15 protein-coding genes and 1 pseudogene are annotated in these 16,702 nt (G+C 51.6%); 7 read left to right on the forward strand and 9 right to left on the reverse strand.

All coding sequences use genetic code 11. The annotated features are described in order from the left end of the window. Positions 1–64: 64 nt before the first annotated feature. From HRQ87_RS03140 to HRQ87_RS03150, 3 genes are all read right to left on the reverse strand, one after another. Entirely contained in the window at positions 65–841 is a 777-nt protein-coding gene (locus HRQ87_RS03140; RefSeq protein WP_174135098.1) for an inositol monophosphatase family protein, read from the reverse strand. Further along, positions 828–2,171 (reverse strand): TldD/PmbA family protein, encoded by a 1,344-nt coding sequence (locus tag HRQ87_RS03145; RefSeq protein WP_174135100.1) that lies wholly within the window; start codon positions 2,169–2,171, stop codon positions 828–830. Before HRQ87_RS03145 ends, HRQ87_RS03140 begins: the two co-directional genes overlap by 14 nt. 93 nt (positions 2,172–2,264) lie before the next feature. Beyond that, a complete protein-coding gene (locus tag HRQ87_RS03150; protein ID WP_174135102.1) occupies positions 2,265–3,779 on the reverse strand; it encodes a DUF2125 domain-containing protein in 1,515 nt (504 codons plus the stop codon). 132 nt (positions 3,780–3,911) lie between these two features. Between HRQ87_RS03150 and HRQ87_RS03155 the strand changes: the two are divergent. Together HRQ87_RS03155 and HRQ87_RS03160 are read left to right on the forward strand one after the other, a co-directional pair. Next, a pseudogene (locus HRQ87_RS03155) lies at positions 3,912–4,664 on the forward strand (SDR family oxidoreductase). Next, positions 4,661–5,269, forward strand: coding sequence for an enoyl-CoA hydratase/isomerase family protein (locus HRQ87_RS03160; protein WP_174135109.1), 609 nt, complete (start codon positions 4,661–4,663; stop codon positions 5,267–5,269). Before HRQ87_RS03155 ends, HRQ87_RS03160 begins: the two are co-directional and overlap by 4 nt. On the opposite strand, the gene HRQ87_RS03165 is transcribed toward HRQ87_RS03160, so the two are convergent. Continuing rightward, a complete protein-coding gene (locus HRQ87_RS03165; protein WP_174135111.1) occupies positions 5,266–5,562 on the reverse strand; it encodes an HNH endonuclease in 297 nt (98 codons plus the stop codon). The genes HRQ87_RS03160 and HRQ87_RS03165 overlap by 4 nt on opposite strands. Positions 5,563–5,612: 50 nt before the next feature. Here HRQ87_RS03165 and HRQ87_RS03170 point away from each other — a divergent pair, with 50 nt between their 5' ends. Further along, positions 5,613–6,827, forward strand: coding sequence for a TIGR03862 family flavoprotein (locus tag HRQ87_RS03170; RefSeq protein WP_174135113.1), 1,215 nt, complete (start codon positions 5,613–5,615; stop codon positions 6,825–6,827). On the opposite strand, the gene HRQ87_RS03175 is transcribed toward HRQ87_RS03170, so the two are convergent. From HRQ87_RS03175 to leuS, 4 genes are all read right to left on the reverse strand, one after another. After that, entirely contained in the window at positions 6,715–7,131 is a 417-nt protein-coding gene (locus HRQ87_RS03175) for a hypothetical protein (RefSeq protein WP_174135115.1), read from the reverse strand. The two genes, HRQ87_RS03170 and HRQ87_RS03175, sit on opposite strands and share 113 nt — an antisense overlap. Positions 7,132–7,216: 85 nt before the next feature. Next, positions 7,217–8,239: a DNA polymerase III subunit delta gene (gene holA, locus HRQ87_RS03180; RefSeq protein ID WP_174135117.1), complete on the reverse strand. Its 1,023-nt coding sequence runs from the start codon at positions 8,237–8,239 to the stop codon at positions 7,217–7,219. Then, the gene (gene lptE / locus HRQ87_RS03185; protein ID WP_174135119.1) at positions 8,239–8,718 is read right to left on the reverse strand and encodes an LPS assembly lipoprotein LptE; all 480 of its coding nucleotides are present in this window, start codon (positions 8,716–8,718) and stop codon (positions 8,239–8,241) included. Before lptE ends, holA begins: the two co-directional genes overlap by 1 nt. Next, complete coding sequence (leuS, locus tag HRQ87_RS03190) at positions 8,705–11,275, reverse strand: leucine--tRNA ligase (protein ID WP_174135121.1); 2,571 nt, start codon at positions 11,273–11,275, stop codon at positions 8,705–8,707. The genes lptE and leuS overlap by 14 nt, the downstream gene beginning before the upstream one ends. A gap of 131 nt (positions 11,276–11,406) precedes the next feature. On the opposite strand from leuS, the gene HRQ87_RS03195 reads away from it, so the two are divergent. Beyond that, positions 11,407–12,684, forward strand: a complete 1,278-nt coding sequence (locus HRQ87_RS03195) for a glycosyltransferase (protein WP_174135123.1) — start codon at positions 11,407–11,409, stop codon at positions 12,682–12,684. Here HRQ87_RS03195 and HRQ87_RS03200 read toward each other — a convergent pair. Continuing rightward, the gene (locus HRQ87_RS03200; protein WP_425501498.1) at positions 12,638–13,123 is read right to left on the reverse strand and encodes a DUF3576 domain-containing protein; all 486 of its coding nucleotides are present in this window, start codon (positions 13,121–13,123) and stop codon (positions 12,638–12,640) included. The genes HRQ87_RS03195 and HRQ87_RS03200 overlap by 47 nt on opposite strands. Positions 13,124–13,366: 243 nt before the next feature. Between HRQ87_RS03200 and HRQ87_RS03205 the strand changes: the two genes are divergently transcribed. From HRQ87_RS03205 to HRQ87_RS03215, 3 genes are all read left to right on the forward strand, one after another. Next, the gene (locus HRQ87_RS03205; RefSeq protein ID WP_174135126.1) at positions 13,367–14,437 is read left to right on the forward strand and encodes a porin; all 1,071 of its coding nucleotides are present in this window, start codon (positions 13,367–13,369) and stop codon (positions 14,435–14,437) included. 108 nt (positions 14,438–14,545) lie between these two features. After that, positions 14,546–16,006 (forward strand): sulfotransferase family protein, encoded by a 1,461-nt coding sequence (locus tag HRQ87_RS03210; protein WP_174135128.1) that lies wholly within the window; start codon positions 14,546–14,548, stop codon positions 16,004–16,006. Next, a complete protein-coding gene (locus HRQ87_RS03215) occupies positions 16,006–16,689 on the forward strand; it encodes a YggS family pyridoxal phosphate-dependent enzyme (RefSeq protein ID WP_174135130.1) in 684 nt (227 codons plus the stop codon). Before HRQ87_RS03210 ends, HRQ87_RS03215 begins: the two co-directional genes overlap by 1 nt. Positions 16,690–16,702: the final 13 nt, after the last annotated feature.

A 16,702-nucleotide genomic window follows, 5' to 3' on the forward strand; every position in this document is an offset into this window, starting at 1 on the left:
TGTGTCTCGGCACAGCGAATACATCTAAACTATGGAATTCTGTCTGATTTGCAAATGCAACAGATCAATAGATCAGCGCCGATGTGATCGTATCATGCAGCTTTGCGCCAGCTGCAACAACGCCATTGACCTGCGGTTTATGGTTGTTGAAACGCAAATCCGCGCCATTTTGCGTGCTAGCACGACCCGTTGCCTCTTGTACGATCAAGACACCTGCAGCGATGTCCCATTCCCATGTCGGCCGAAAGGTCAGCATCGCATCAAAGCGCCCTTCGGCAACAAGGCTAAGACGATAGGCCAGCGAAGACCGAAAACTGCGCTTTAACGGTGGTTCGCCGTCTTTCCAGTGTTCGGCGAACAGGTTTGGTTTTGCGGTCAGGGCCGTTGCATTTGCCATATCGTCAGTATCAGAGACCGTCAGGCGCATATCATTTAAATAAGCGCCATTACCGACTGAGGCACTGTAAATTTTTTCCATCATTGGCAGGTAAACGACCGCAGCAACGGATATACCATTTTCAACGATCGCAAGGGAATGCGACCAGCTTTTGCTGCCTTCGATAAAGGCGCGAGTGCCGTCGATCGGGTCGATGATGAATGTGCGCTGTGTTTCGATACGCGCCAGATCATCTTCGGTTTCTTCGCTAAGCCAGCCATAATCAGGACGCGCGGCCATCAGTGTTTCACGCAGCATTCCATCAACGGCCAGATCGGCTTCGGTCACTGGACCTGCGCCATCGGGCTTATCCCACACTTGCGCTGATGCGTTGAAAAACCGACTGGCAATTTTACCGGCGTCTTTGGCTGCTTTGATCAGAAGGTCAAGATCATTCTCCGGCAAGGGTCATTCCTTGGACTAGCAACGATGGCACAACGCGCGACAAATGTGTGCGGGCATCGTTGGCGGGCGTAAGTGTCATCAGCATATCGCACAGATTACCTGCAATTGTACATTCGTTCACCGGATACTGAATTTCGCCTTGTTCCACCCAAAACCCGGATGCGCCGCGTGAATAATCGCCCGTTGTCGGATTGATCGAATTGCCGATCATTGATTTGACCAATAGGCCCGTTCCCATATCGGCCAAAAGGTCGGCCCGCGTTTTATCGCCTTGGGTCAAAGATACATTCGACAGGCTTGGCGACGGGGGGGCGGATGTTCCGCGTGCCGCATTTGCGGTGCTATCCATGCCCAGCTTCCGTGATGTGGCCAGATCAAGCGTCCAACCCTGTAAAATACCGTCCTGGACGATTGCGCGTTGTGCCGTCGGCAGACCTTCTGCATCAAAAGGCCGTGATCCAGACACGCGGGGGCGATGGGGGTTTTCCGTTACAGATAAATGCGCGGGTAACACCTGCGTTCCAAGCGCATCGCTTAACCATGACGATCCGCGCGTGATCATAGAACCGTTGACCGCTGTTAATAAATGCCCAATCAGGGATGATGAAATTCGTTCATCGAACAATACCGGAAAGGTCCCGGTTTTCGGTTTTCGCGCCCCAAGCCGCGCAACAGTGCGTTCGCCAGCCAAAGTTCCAATGTCAGCGGCACGTCGCAAATCGGCCTGAAAAATCCGACTATCACCGTCATAATCACGTTCCATTCCGGTGCTTTCGCCCGCAATGGCCACGCAGGATAATCCACGGTCCGTTCGGCTGTATCCGCCCGAAAACCCGTTACTTGCCGCCAGATGAATACGACGTTGTCCATATCCGGCTGATGCGACTTGAACTTGACTGACACCTTTCACAGCCAATGCAGCGGCTTCGGCTTCATGGGCATCTCGCTCCAGATCAGCTGGGCTTGGTTCGGCGGTGCTGTCCGATAATTCCAGCGTGTCAATGTCCCACGCGGTTGCCAACTGATCAACGCTGGCCAAACCGATATGCGGATCTTCGGGAGCTTCTTTCGCCATGGCAACAGCGCGTTCGGCCATTTTATCCAGCGTTTCCTGACGCGTATCTGAAGCCGAGACACAAGCCTGACGCTGGCCAACCAACACACGCAACCCGATATCTGTGCCTTCGGATCGTTCCGCTTGTTCGATTTTGCCCGCGCGCACGTCGATGGAAATGGATGTTCCATCAATGGCTATCGCATCAGCGGTGTCAGCACCCGCTTTTTGCGCAGCTGTAATAAGCGCTTGTGTCAGCGCTGAAAGATCGGACATTGAAAACTCCTGCACAGGTCTGTTGTGACCTAGGTCCCGCCAACAGTCATGCAAGTCAAGGGGCGGGGCAAGTATTCTGCCCCGCCATAATATTCAGCGCAGGCGCTGACCGTTGGCCAGAACGTGGCCTTGATCATTGACTTCGATTTTGGATGTCAAAGTGTCGTCGCCTTCACCAGGTACGGCAAACATGCCCATCATCATCCGCGCACCCATGGCCTGATCTTCCGGCAAAAGGCCCATGGCGATCAGATTGTCGATCAAACCGTTTGCACCGACGACCATCAGGTTCACTTCACCTTGTGGACGCGGCACGCCATCGAATGTATCCAGATCGGTGTTGTCAAAGGTAAAGCCACCATCGCCGGTTACTGTCGCACCAGCAGCTTCGATTGTCAGACTATTCAGGTTCATCTGATCCACCTCAATCGGTGTTTCGACCATCATCATCTGATCGGCTTGTTCCGGATCAAGGATATCCACCAGCATTTTTGCCTTGCCCGAGATATCGATGGCAATTGTTGCCGGATCACGTGGCAAAACCTGTGTTGGATCGAAGATATTCCAAAGCTGATCATCCATCACAAATTCACGCAACGAAAGCCCAACTTGAACATCTTTCAGATCATCCGACTTTGCGACAGGCACGCCAAATGCAAAGCCATAGCTTTCCATGTTCAGGTTAACCGGAAACGGAAGTGCGTTTGATTGCATATTGAAAGCAACATCCTGCGATTCACCGGTATAGCTGACGATACTGTCGCCCATGGCCACATCAAGTTTGGTGCCACGCGATGTTAAACCACCCGATGAAACAGACCCGTTTTCAGAAAACAAAAACGTATAGGCCGCATCACCGAATGTGTATCCGCCTGCGATATTGGAGTCTGGTCCAAACATGGCAGCTGGATTAGACATGTCGATATCCGTGGGCGTCGCGGTTTCGCCGGTTAGTGTGATCGTGTTGATTACGCCGTCCAGATTGATTGATACTGCGTCAGACGGTTCTTCGACATTGAATTTGATGATACTGTTTTCGACCGTGATATCTTGTGTCATTTTACGAACATCGCCAGGTGTGACAAGATATTTGCCCTCAATCCCGTTGGCCGCAATGCTGAATGTCACATCCAGTGGTTCGTCCCCAGGGGCGGGCTTGATTTCGTCCAGTGCCATGATCATTGCATCAGCGGTAACGTCATAAACCATTTCTTCTGGCGATCCGCTGACGACCATTGCAAAGTTTTGGTCAGTTACTCTGAAGATTGCTTCAGCAAAGCCCGCAAAGGGTGATGTGTCTTTAAATGTAAATAGATAGTCAGTATCCAGCGTGACCGCGACCGTGCCATCGCCCTGGTCTGTCAGCGTCATGTCGGGAAAGCTGGCGATCACTTCGTTTGTACCATCAACAGTTGTGAACCCAACGCCACTGACTTTCAGGCTGGCGCCGGCGCGAACAGTCGTGCCCATGTCCAGTTCTTCGCCATACATTGCCAGCGATTTCTGCCAATCGTCCCAGACCTGTTCTGGTGTCACATCGGCAAATACAGCCGTGGTCGTCATGAAAAATGCCGCAAGGCTGCAGCTGGTTTTTGTTACGAGTGTCATATTAATCCTCATGGTATCTATAAATAAGCCCAGTTAGTTTCTGCTTACATGCACGGAAGTGCAAGGGGGTCAAGCGACTGGACGCGGGAAATTGAAGTTCATATCACTGGTTGAAACGATGGGGGTTTGTAAATGACGGATTTAACGGGAAAAACTGTTCTGATCACAGGTGCCAGCAAAGGCATCGGAGCTGAAACTGCGCGTGTTTTCGCCGCTGCGGGCGCAAATGTCGCGCTTTTGGCACGCAGCAGTGATCAGATCGGCGCACTTGCTGGTGAAATCGGGGAGCGTGCGCTAGCTATCCCCTGCGACGTCGGCCGATACTGGCAGGTCGATACAGCTGTCAGCGCCACGGTCAAAGCTTTTGGCGGGCTGGATATCCTGATCGGGAATGCTGGCGTCATTGAACCGATATCGCATATGGCAACGGCGAACCCTGATGAATGGGGTTAGGTGATTGATGTAAATCTAAAGGGTGTGTTTTATGGAATGCGTGCCGCCCTGCCTGTGATGCTGGCCGCAGGCCATGGGACCATTCTGACAATATCTTCCGGTGCAGCCCACGGCCCGGTCGAGGCATGGAGCCATTATTGCGCATCAAAAGCCGCCGCCGCGATGTTGACCCGATGTCTGGATAAAGAAAACGCCCAAGATGGCATCCGTGCAATGGGTCTGTCGCCCGGTACGGTCGCCACGCAGATGCAGCGCGAGATCAAGGCCAGCGGCATAAACCCGGTCAGCCAGCTGGATTGGGATGATCATATTCCACCCGACTGGCCTGCCAAAGCACTGCTGTGGATGTGCAGCGCGGATGCGGATGAATTTATCGGTCAGGAAATTTCGCTTCGGGATGACGCCATTCGCAAACGGGCCGGTCTGATATGATCACATACCAAGACCAAGATGGGCTGCGCGTCATCACCATCAACCGCCCTGACAAAGCCAATTCACTGACCAAGGCGATGTTGGAACAGTTGTGCGACGTGACCCGCGACCCCGGTGATGCGCAGGCCGTGATCATAACAGGAAAAGGCCGCGTATTCAGCGCAGGTGCCGATCTAGAGGAAGCACGCGCCGGCCTTGCCACGGATGATGTGTGGGAACGCCTGTCCGGCAATATCGCAGCATTGCCATGTTTGACTATCGCCGCCCTGAACGGAACCCTTGCGGGTGGTGCGTTCGGGATGGCGCTGGCGTGTGATATTCGACTGTCCGTGCCAGAGGCTAAATTCTTTTATCCGGTGATGAAGTTGGGGTTTCTGCCGCAGCCATCCGACCCCAAACGTATGTCTGCCCTGATTGGTCCTGCCCGTACCAAGTTTATTTTGATGGGTGGGCAAAAGATCACATCCGATCAGGCCTATCAGTTCGGTCTGATTGATCAGATCATAACAGGAGACGCCTTGATTGCACACGCAAATGAACTGTGTGCCGATGCCATCGCCGCAGATAGTAATATACATCACAAGATAAAATCATTGTGCAGCTAACGTTTGCGCCTTTGGCCCGGTGTCTTTGAATGAAAATCCGCTGGTCGCTTGCGTACCCAATTGATGAATTTGGCCAGACGCGGATGGGTTTTCAGGGCCTCAACCGTATTATAAGTGCGGGCCAGTTCAGCTTCGGTCAAGGTCGCGTGAATTTCATTGTGACAGATTTGATGCAACAAAACCGTCGGCCCGCCCTTGCCGCCTTTTAGTTTTGGGATCAAATGATGCAGACTTTGCTTTGCAGTCCCGGGTATCGGGCGACCACACAGCAGACAGATCGGATCAGGTGCCATATGGCTTTATTTAATGCAGATCATCGCGTGTCCAGTTGCGGGCGGTCCACATGACGGATGCATTGATCATTGGCGGTGGTCCTGCGGGATTAATGGCGGCCAGCGAACTGTCCAGGGCGGGATATTCGGTTGTCGTGGCCGATGCCAAACCATCTGTTGGACGCAAGTTTCTGATGGCCGGAAAATCGGGACTTAACTTGACCAAGGACCAGCCGTTTGATGGGTTGATCAAAGCCTATGATACTGCAGCCGGGCCGTTATTGGATATTATTCGAGAGTTTGATGCGCAAGCCGTACAGACATGGGCGGTGGATTTGGGGCAGCCTGTATTTACAGGCTCGTCCGGTCGCGTTTTTCCCAAAGCGATGAAAGCATCGCCGTTGCTGCGGGCCTGGCTGGAACAACTGCGCCAGGATCGCGTGGATATCCGTGCGGGGTGGCGATGGGTCGGGTTTGATGGTGCAGATGTGGTTTTTGATACACCTGATGGGCGTGTGGTTGTGACACCAAAAGTGACTGTTCTTGCAATGGGTGGTGCCAGCTGGGGGCGGTTGGGGTCAGACGGAAAATGGGCGGATATTCTGGCAGATCGCGATGTGCCAATCAAAGATTTCAAGCCCGTTAACATGGGGTTTCGCGTGGACTGGTCCAGTCATATGACACGCCATTTTGGCCAGCCTGTTAAATCGGTCGTCCTGAAAGCGGGTACGTTGCAGGTGTCGGGGGAATTTGTGATCTCGACCAAGGGAATCGAAGGTGGAGGCATCTATGCGGTGTCAAAACCTGTGCGGGATGGCGCGGATCTGTTTATTGATCTGATGCCCGACATGCCCCTTGATCGTATCCGTGCACGGCTAACGCATCGTGGCAAAGCCAGTCTGACAAACCATCTGCGCAAAGCGTTGAAAATGCCGCCCATCAAACAGGCGCTTTTGATGGAATTTGCGCAGCCTTTGCCAGATGATCTTGCACCAGTGATCAAACGCTTGCCGGTCCGGCATTCCGGCCCTCGTCCTATGGACGAAGCGATCTCGACCTCGGGCGGTGTGGCGTGGAATGCGCTGGACAAAAACCTGATGCTGACACATCTGCCGGGCGTTTTTTGTGCAGGCGAAATGATTGACTGGGATGCGCCGACAGGTGGCTATCTGATCACGGCGTGTCTTGCGACGGGTCGCTGGGCGGGTCGGTCGGCGGTAAAGTGGCTGCAATCTGTTCCTGATCATAAAACAGACATTGAAACTGTGCCTCAGCCTCTTGAATAACGGTTTCAGCAAAGGCCGCTGTTTCCAGATCAATATTGTCCATATTGATGTCATCGCTTTCAATGACGCGTTTGGCATAATCATCCGCGAATTGTGTAAAGCTGCTGTCGACGAATTCATGCGCTGATTGCGCGCGCTCTGCGGCATCATCACCACGCGTACAGATATAGCGCATCAAAGTTGTACTGTCGGCAGACTGAAATTCAAACGGATCACGATCAGGAAAGGCGTCTGTCACAGATGTCTCTGTTTCACAGGCTGCCAAAAGCACAATCAATATACAAGACAGAAGCAATTTTTGCACTGTCATCCTCCGCTTGGTTTTGGGAAAGTGACAGGCTGATATCAAAAAGCAAGAGGGCATGGCATTTTCGATAAAGGGTGAGTCTTTATCGCCGCGCCAGCATGGATAAGCGGATCAAAGCGCGCTCGACCAATGGCATTTGCGGGGCGCGTGCTGTTGATCGAAGCTGCAGATCGGTCTGGGTCAATACATCAAGCGCCTGTTCCAGCCTGTGCATGCCCCAAGATTGTGCCTGACGTTGCATCCGATCACGCCGTGGCCCGAAAACAGGGGGGCGCGCACGGGCAATCCCGGCACTTGCGCCGCCGGGGTCCGATGCGGCGGCGTGCAGTGTGCGAAAATGGCGCGTGGCGTTAATGCAAAGACCGACAGGTTGCACGCCTTGCGCTTCCAACTTGCGCAACACGGCGCCAATTTCAGTTGTGCGCGCTTCGGCGACGATATGAAGGATGTCATCCATGTCCGCTTCGGTCGAAGCGGGGGCGCAAAGTGTGATGTCATCCGGTGACACTGGGGTATCATCGCTCAGTTTATAAAGTGCCAGCTTTTCAACAGTCTGGCGAAAATCACCCGGATCTAGAACACGTGCCAATGTGGTCAGATCACCCATCGCCTGTGAGTCGATATTTTTCAATCCAGCCTTTGTTAGCGTTTTTTCAATCTCGTCCCGTGTCGGGGGGTCATCGTAAATTCCAGCGGCATAGGCATTGGGATGCCCTTCAAACAGTTTACGCAGGGTTGATCTGGCAGCCAGTTGGCCTGCGGTCACGATTACTTGTGCGTCGCCTTGTTGCCAATCTTCTAAAGCGACCGTGATGATCTTTGCCAGTCCGTCACCCGCATCTTCTACAAAGGCAACACGCGGGCCTGGGAAAAACCCCTGGGCTTTGATCGCATCGCCCAGCATCGCCGGATCCTTGCGCAAGTCTGATGCCGGGATGCGGGTCAGGCGCATTTCTTCTTCGCCCTGTGGGCCGATCAGGGCTGCAATGACTTCTTGTCGTTTTAACGCCACGCGCATCGCATCAGCACCATAGATCAGCAATCCGGTGCGGTTTGGATCAGGCTTCGCAAAGTATCCCGATGCATCGCGTGCCGATAATTTCATCAGAACCCGTCCGAGGCCGCAATCAAACGTGTAACAATCTGATCTGCCAGGGCCGTCATCAGGCGGTCATAGGCATCACGTTCAGCGGCCTGGGTGGCGACCGTCGTACCTGTAGTTGAATAGCCTGTAAAACTTTTCACAGTTCCGTCGGTCAGCAATTTGTCATCCAAGTCACGCAATGCATAACGGGCGGTGCCAATGACGTTAAAACGTGTCGTGGCCTGATCGGATGTTACGGCCAGCCCGTCTGTACTAAGCGCAATGGAAACTGATAACTGATAAACTGGGGACTCTGTACGGCCCAAACGATTTTCAAGCTGACTGACAAGTGCAAATGCATTGCGATCGCCCGGTTCGAAAAATTCGATCTGGCCACGCAGTTTCGCCCCGCGCCCATCCGGGCCATATACCGGTGCAAAGCCGCATCCCGCCAGGATCGCAAAAGCGCCCGTTATGAAAGCCCGCCTAGACGACAACATTGATGATCCGCCCCGGTACCACGATCATTTTCTTTGGCTGCCCGCCATCCAAAGCGCGAACCACTGCTTTGTCTTGCAATGCCAGCTTTTCGACCTCGTCCTTGGACAAGTCTTTCGTCACGGTGATTTCAGACTTGCGTTTGCCATTGATCTGAATGGGCAACGTAATCTTGTCATCTACCAGCATTGCTTCATCTGCGACAGGCCAAGGGGTGTTTGCAATTAATCCTTCACCACCCAGCATGGTCCAGATCTCTTCGGACAGATGGGGCGTCATGGGTGACATCAATTGCGCCAATGTTTTGGCCGCTTCGCGTTTTGCCGCACTACCAGCTTTGGATTTTTGCAAGGTGTTGGTGAATGCATAAAGCTTTGCGATGGATGCGTTAAAGCCAAAGGATTCGATGCCTTGGGTCACATCAAAGATCGCCTTGTGCATCGCGCGCCGCAGATCATCATCACCCGAACCTGCGGCATCGTTTTGCGCGATATCACTGGCAATGCGCCAGACGCGGGACAGATGCTTGGCCGCGGCTTCCGCGCCTGATGCGGTCCATTCCACATCGCGTTCGGGCGGGCTGTCGGACAAAACGAACCACCGCGCTGTATCAGCACCATAGGTCGAAATGATATTCACCGGATCAACAACATTCTTTTTCGACTTCGACATCTTGATCACAGGGCCGATTTCAACAGGCGTGCCATTAGCCAGTTTGGGGCCATCATCGCTGCGGATCACGTCTTCGGGCAGATGCCAGACACGGCGGTCATTGCTGTCAGGGTGTGCGGTTGAATAGGTTTCATGCGTGACCATGCCCTGGGTGAACAGCGCGTTGAATGGCTCAATCGCTTTTTTGGGCAAATGTTCGGTGATGTGCATCGCACGCGCGAAAAAGCGGGAATAAAGCAGGTGCAGGATCGCATGTTCAACGCCACCGATATATTGATCGACGTTCATCCAATAGTCAGCATCTGCCATATTGGTGGGCGTTGCGGCATCGGGTGCTGTGAACCGTGCGAAATACCATGAACTGTCGACGAATGTATCCATCGTATCTGTTTCGCGCTTGGCCGGTTTGCCGCAAGACGGGCAATCTGTATCGCGCCATGTTGCGTGCCGATCCAGCGGGTTGCCGGGAATATCAAAGCTGACATCATCAGGCAGTTGAACGGGCAGGTTTTCCTTTTTCTCGGCTACCACACCGCAATTGTTGCAATGAATAACAGGAATCGGGCAACCCCAATAGCGTTGGCGGCTTAGACCCCAATCGCGCAGACGAAATTTGGTGACGCCTTGGCCCACACCGTTGGCTTCGCAAAAGGCGATGGCCGTATCAATACCCTGATCGCCGGTCTGCATTTCATCCCCCGCGAACCCTTTGACATAGTGTACCTTTTCCAACTTTGGTGGAACATAAGCCGCGCCGCCGTCTTCTGGCATAACATGATTATCAGCCACAGCCGGGGCATAAGTGCTAACGACAGGCAGATCATACTTTCGTGCAAAGTCCAGATCGCGCTGATCGTGGGCAGGACAGCCGAAAATCGCGCCAGTGCCATAGTCCATCAGAATAAAGTTGGCGATATATATGGGCAACTCCCACGCTGTATCGAACGGATGCCGCACGCGCAGACCTGTGTCAAAGCCCAGCTTTTCAGCTTTTTCCAATGCCTCTTCTGAGGTGCCGATTTTGCGACATTCAGCGCAAAATGCCGCGATATCAGCATTGTCTTTTTCCAAGTGTTTCGCCATCGGATGATCTGGCGAAATGCCCACAAAAGACGCGCCCATCAGTGTATCTGGGCGTGTTGTATAAACCTCGACCCGGTCGTGACCATCGGGCCCGTCAATGACTGAAAATGCAAATTGCAGACCGCGGGATTTACCGATCCAGTTGGCCTGCATCAGTTTGACCTTGGATGGCCAGTTATCCAGCGTATCAATCGCGTCCAGCAATTCTTCGGAATAATCGCTGATCTTGAAGAACCACTGCGTCAGCTCGCGCCGTTCCACCTCAGCCCCGGACCGCCAGCCCTTGCCGTCGATCACCTGTTCATTGGCCAAAACGGTCATATCGACCGGATCCCAGTTTACCACAGCGTTTTTTCGATAGATCAGACCTGCATCCAGCATATCAATGAACAATGCTTGTTGCTGACCGTAATATTCAGGATCGCAGGTCGCAAATTCGCGGGACCAATCGATGGACAGCCCCAAAGGCTTCATCTGATCGCGCATCACCGCGATATTGTCATAGGTCCAGGTTTTCGGGTGGCCGCCAATTTCCATCGCAGCATTTTCAGCGGGCATCCCAAAAGCATCCCAGCCCATCGGATGCAGCACATTATGGCCAGTGCTGATCTTATAGCGTGCGATTACATCGCCCATGGTATAGTTACGTACGTGGCCCATATGGATGCGGCCCGACGGGTATGGGAACATCTCAAGCACATAATACTTCGGCTTATCGTCACTGCGCACAGCCTTGAACGTATCAGCCTGTTCCCAAGCCTGTTGCCATTTCTTTTCAATCTGTCCAGCGTTGTACTGTGACATCATTCGCCCTCTGTCTTATGTGTTGGTGCATGTGATACGGTGCATGGCCTGCGTGGTCCAGAGGTCATGCAAAAAAGCGGTTCCATTGCGTGCAGAGGCAGTTAAATGTGGGCAAAACAAACGAGCTTTGAATGAATATCCTGTTTATCCACCAGAATTTCCCCGGTCAGTTCAAACATCTGGCGCCTGCGCTTGCAAAACAGGGGCATAAAGTTGTGGCCCTGACGTGCCGGTTCAAGGAGCGTAAGCAATGGCAAGGCGTCGATATTCTGCCTTATCCCATCCAGAAACGGCATCGTACGTCCGAAAATCCATTGTTAATTGATTTTGAGACCAAGTTGATCCGCGCCGAATCCTGCAGCCGCAGTGCATTACAACTTAAGCAGACCGGATTTGAACCGGATGTCATCATTGCCCACCCCGGTTGGGGGGAAAGTTTGTTTTTAAAACATGTCTGGCCGAACGCGCGTCTTGGGATTTTTTGCGAACTGTTTTACGAAACGTCTGACGAAACGAATTATTTCGATAAAGAATTGCAGGAAAAGCCGTCGATTTATGCGATGTCGCGATTGGATATCAAAAATACCAGCAATCATCTGCATTTCGCCATGGCTGATTCCGGCCTAAGCCCCACCCAATATCAACATCAGACCTTCCCGCTGCCGTTTCGTGATAAAATTTCAGTTATTCATGATGGTATTGATACGAACGACGTGCGTCCTGACTCCGATGCAGTGCTTGATTTGCAAGGATTTCCGAAGTTTTCACGCAACGACGAAATCATCACCTTTGTAAATCGCAACCTTGAACCGATGCGCGGATATCATGTCTTTATGCGCGCGCTGCCCAAATTGCTGAAAAATCGCCCAAATGCCCAAATTCTGATCGTTGGTGGGGATAGCGTCAGTTATTCCAAGGCGCGTGATGATAATAAAAGCTGGAAACAGGTCATGATTGACGAGGTCCGGCCAGATATTTCCGACGATGACTGGGCGCGGGTACATTTTTTGGGCCGGATTAAATACCCTGATTTCAAAATATTACTTCAGATCTCAAGTCTTCATATTTATCTGACCTATCCCTTTGTCCTAAGTTGGAGCCTGCTTGAGGCGATGAGTACAGAGTGTGCCATCATCGCCAGCAATACGGCGCCGGTAAGAGAAGTCATAAAACATGATGAAACGGGCAGATTGGTGGATTTTTTCGACCAAGACGCCATAACTTCCGAAATTTCGCAGCTTTTAGATGACCCGCAGACGCGCACCCGTTTGGGGCAGGCCGCGCGCCAACACGTTGTTGATCACTATGATCTTATGACGAAATGCCTGCCCAAACAACTGGAATGGGTCCACGCGCTTTATGCTAAAGACGCGAATCCTCAAGACGCAGCTGACGCGCCCGGGTCATGATGGCGTCTTCAATCGCGCGAACTGTTTCAATAGATGCTGGCCCACTGCGCGTTTGCAGCGATATCGACAAGGACCGCGCATCCAACGCAGGGTCGCGCACGAAAACAGTTGCGCGATAGGCCCGGCTGCCACCGGGCGGTGTGCCGTAACCCATTACGATAACGCCAGAAAATGGATCAGCGGTCTGAACGGGCATAAAGTTCAGCACATCCAGCGATGCATCCCAAAGATATTTATTGACGGCAACGGCTGTATTTGGATCCTGATTGTTATCGAACAGATCCCAGACGGTTGATTGACGAACGCGCGGATCATCATCGGGGACTTCAACATCATTTGGTTCAGTGATATTTCTGAATGTGTCGCCGCAACCGGCCAAAAGCACCCCAAGCCCAAGAATTAAAAAGACCTTGGTCAAATTCGCCGTCCGCATGATCAAAAGCTCCGTTAAAACGATCTTTGTCCCACATACCCAAGCGATCAAGGGCCGACAAGGGCCACTTATATACTAAGGTCTCACGCCCGTTTGATTATTTGTGGCAAAGATGCACCAATTATCGCTTTGTTGGTGCAGGGTTTATTCGCGTTCCTTGCAATCACGTGTCGAAAGCTAGAAATACCCTGCATACCCATTCGGATTCCCCCGGATTGCGGTGATCCTTATTATAAACGAGGGAAAAAGATGAAAAGAACTCTCCTAGCTACTACAGCTCTGGTCGCTTTTGCAGGCGTAGCAGCAGCTGAAATTGAAATTTCCGGTTCGGCCGAAATGGGCCTTGTTGGCGGTGACTACCGTTTTGCTGGTGACGACGGTGACGGCGTTACACAATTCTGGACAGATGTTGACGTGACTTTCACCATGACTGGTGAAACAGACGGCGGCCTGTCTTTCGGTACCTCTGTTGATCTGGACGAAGCTCCTGATCTGGATGCAGATGGTGAGCGCAGCGATGCTGACTTTGCAGTCTTCATTTCTGGTGCTTTCGGTACATTGACAATGGGTGACACAGACGGCGCCATGGATTGGGCGTTGACTGAAGCCGGTAACGTTGGCAACCCAGGCACAATCAGCGATACAGAAACTGAGCATGCTGGTTATAACGGTGCATACCTTGACGGTGCATACGATGGTCAGATCCTTCGTTACGATTATTCATTCGGTGATTTTGGTTTCGCAGTATCTGCTGAAATGGATGATGGTGGTGATGAAGACACAGGTTTTGCTGCTGGTGTCAAATACGCAGCTGATCTGGGCGGTCTAGAACTTGACCTAGGTCTTGCTTACCAAACAGCTGAAACTGTTGACTTTGGAACAGATCGCTTTGAGTTTGATACTGGAACTGTTGATCCAGTAACTGGTGATCCAATTCTCGGAAATCCTGAGTTCGAATTGGAAGACGTAGATGTAATCGGTGTAAGTGTTGCGACTGAATTTGCTGGTGGTTTCGCTGCCGGTGTTCAGTTCTCAACTTGGAGCTTTGACGATATCGACGGAACAGATATTGATAATGCTTATCACCTTGGTCTTGGTGCAGGGTATTCATCAGGCCCGCTTTCTTTGCACGCAAACTACGGAATGTTTGATGCGGATGATGGTGAAGTAACACTTTCAGGTGCTGCGATTGTTGCTGCATATGATCTGGGCGGTGGCGCTTCTATCCACGCTGGTGTTGCACAGTCTGCATATGACATTGATGGTGGTCCAGATGATGATGCGTCTGACTTCTCACTCGGCATGGCATTCTCGTTCTAATCTAACGTAGATATGTTTAAGAAAGAGCGGGCCTTTTGGTCCGCTCTTTTCTTTTGTGGGTATGGGATGATAGCAGGGTTTTGAAACCTGCTTATCCAAGGCTCGATTATGAATATACCACCTGCCCAAATCCCCGCGAAATTCAAACAGGCTATGGCGCTGCAGAAAGCCGGACGTCTGGATCAGGCCAAAGCACTTTTTCAAGCGATTGCATCAAGTGCCCCGAATGTACCCGACGCACATTATCAGCTTGGTCAAATTCTGAAGCGTCAGAATAAACCAGACGATGCGCTGCCCCATTTTTCCAAAGCGCGAAGGTTAAAACCGAAAGAACCTGCCTTATTGGCGGCCGAAGCCGATGCCTTTGCTGCTGTTGGAAAATATAAAACTGCGCTTAAAACATACGACACGCTGATCAAATTGCTGCCAAAGTCTGTAAAGCCACGGGCAGATAAAGCTTTACTTATGCAGCGCATGGGGGATTTCAAAACGGCAGAAGTCGAATTCAGAAATGCGCTGAAACTGAACCCATTGGATGGCGAATTATATCGCGTCTTTTTGGGTACTAAAAAATTAGATGTGGGCGACCCACTGATTGCCGCGATGGAAAATGCCTATGCCAATCCAAAGGTCCAAGGTCGCAGTAAAATGCATCTGGGTTTTGCCCTGGCTAAAGCAATGGAAGAAACAGGCCAAACGGCCAAGGTCTTTTCTTATCTGCGCCCTGCCAATGATGCGATGCGCGATACGTTTCCCTATGACATCACCACGCGCGAGACCGAAATTGAAAACCTGATCACTGCTTTCAAAGATTTTGATTTCACACAGGTTCAAAAGCAATCGAACGATTTTCACCCGATCTTTATTACCGGGTTACCCCGTTCGGGAACCACGCTTGTCGAACAGATTTTATCAAGCCATCCCGACGTGACAGCCGGCGGAGAGATGCGCCATGGCATTCAACTGGCCTATGCTTTGATGGGTAAGCCTGATGGCAGTTTCAAAAAACTGACAGATATCGCGGAAACTGATATCGGCAAACTGGGCCAGCTTTATCATAATCGTCTACACGAGATTTTGAAATTTCAGGACTTTGTCACGGATAAATCAATACAAAGCCATCTGATCATCGGCTTGCTGAAATGCGCACTTCCAATGGCCAAGTTTATCATTGTTCGACGTGATCCTCGTGATATTGCGCTGTCGGTTTACAAAAATGTGTTTGCTGATGGCACACATCGTTATGCCTATGATCTGAACGATTTAGCGCGCTATATAAAGGCATCTGATAAGATAATTGAGTTTTGGAAAGCGACACTGCCGGACAGTATTTATGAGATTGAGTATGAAAATCTTGTTGCTGAGCCCGAGGCGCAAACGCGCGCACTTGTCGATGCCGCAGGACTTAAATGGGATGACAGCTGCCTTTCATTTAGCCAAAATAAGCGACAGGTCAAAACCCTAAGTATCCATCAGGTTCGTCAGCCGATCTATACGTCCTCTGCGCAAAACTGGCAAAATTATAAGGATGATCTTAAGCTATTTTTGGACACATGGGAGGGCAAGTAATGCCTTTGCAAGAAATTCAGGCACGCATTGAAAAAGCAGAATTGGCGGCTGGTCGTGCGGCAGGATCTGTCAAATTAATCGCTGTGTCAAAGGTTCAACCAAACGACCGGGTTCAGGCCGTTTTGGATCAGGGGCATCGCGTGTTTGGTGAAAACCGTGTGCAAGAAGCCGCAGAGAAATGGCCGGATTTTAAAGCGCAGTTCGACAATGTATCTGTCCATCTAATCGGGCCATTACAGACAAATAAGGCTCGACAGGCCATGGGTTTATTCGATGCGATCCATTCTGTTGATCGCCCAAAGCTTGCTAAAACATTGGCCCGGCTTGCGCAGGAACAGGGGCAGTGTCCTGATCTGTTCATTCAGGTCAACACGGGCGAAGAAGATCAAAAAGCGGGTGTTCTACCAACAGATACAGATGATTTCGTTCAGCAATGCCGATCGCTAGATTTGCCCGTCGTTGGCTTGATGTGTATCCCACCGGTCGACGAAGAACCATCGCTTCACTTTGCATTATTGGCAAAAATTGCAGCCCGAAATGGACTTGATGATCTATCTATGGGGATGAGTAGTGATTTTGAAAGTGCCATTGCACTGGGGGCCACCCATATCCGTGTCGGTTCTGCGATTTTTGGGGCGCGTGTGCAGCATCAAAAACAGACGGACAGCGCAGAAAACCCGTAAGGGTTTGATAAGC

It is taken from the genome of Parasulfitobacter algicola (assembly GCF_013315265.1).
Taxonomy (GTDB): domain Bacteria; phylum Pseudomonadota; class Alphaproteobacteria; order Rhodobacterales; family Rhodobacteraceae; genus Parasulfitobacter; species Parasulfitobacter algicola.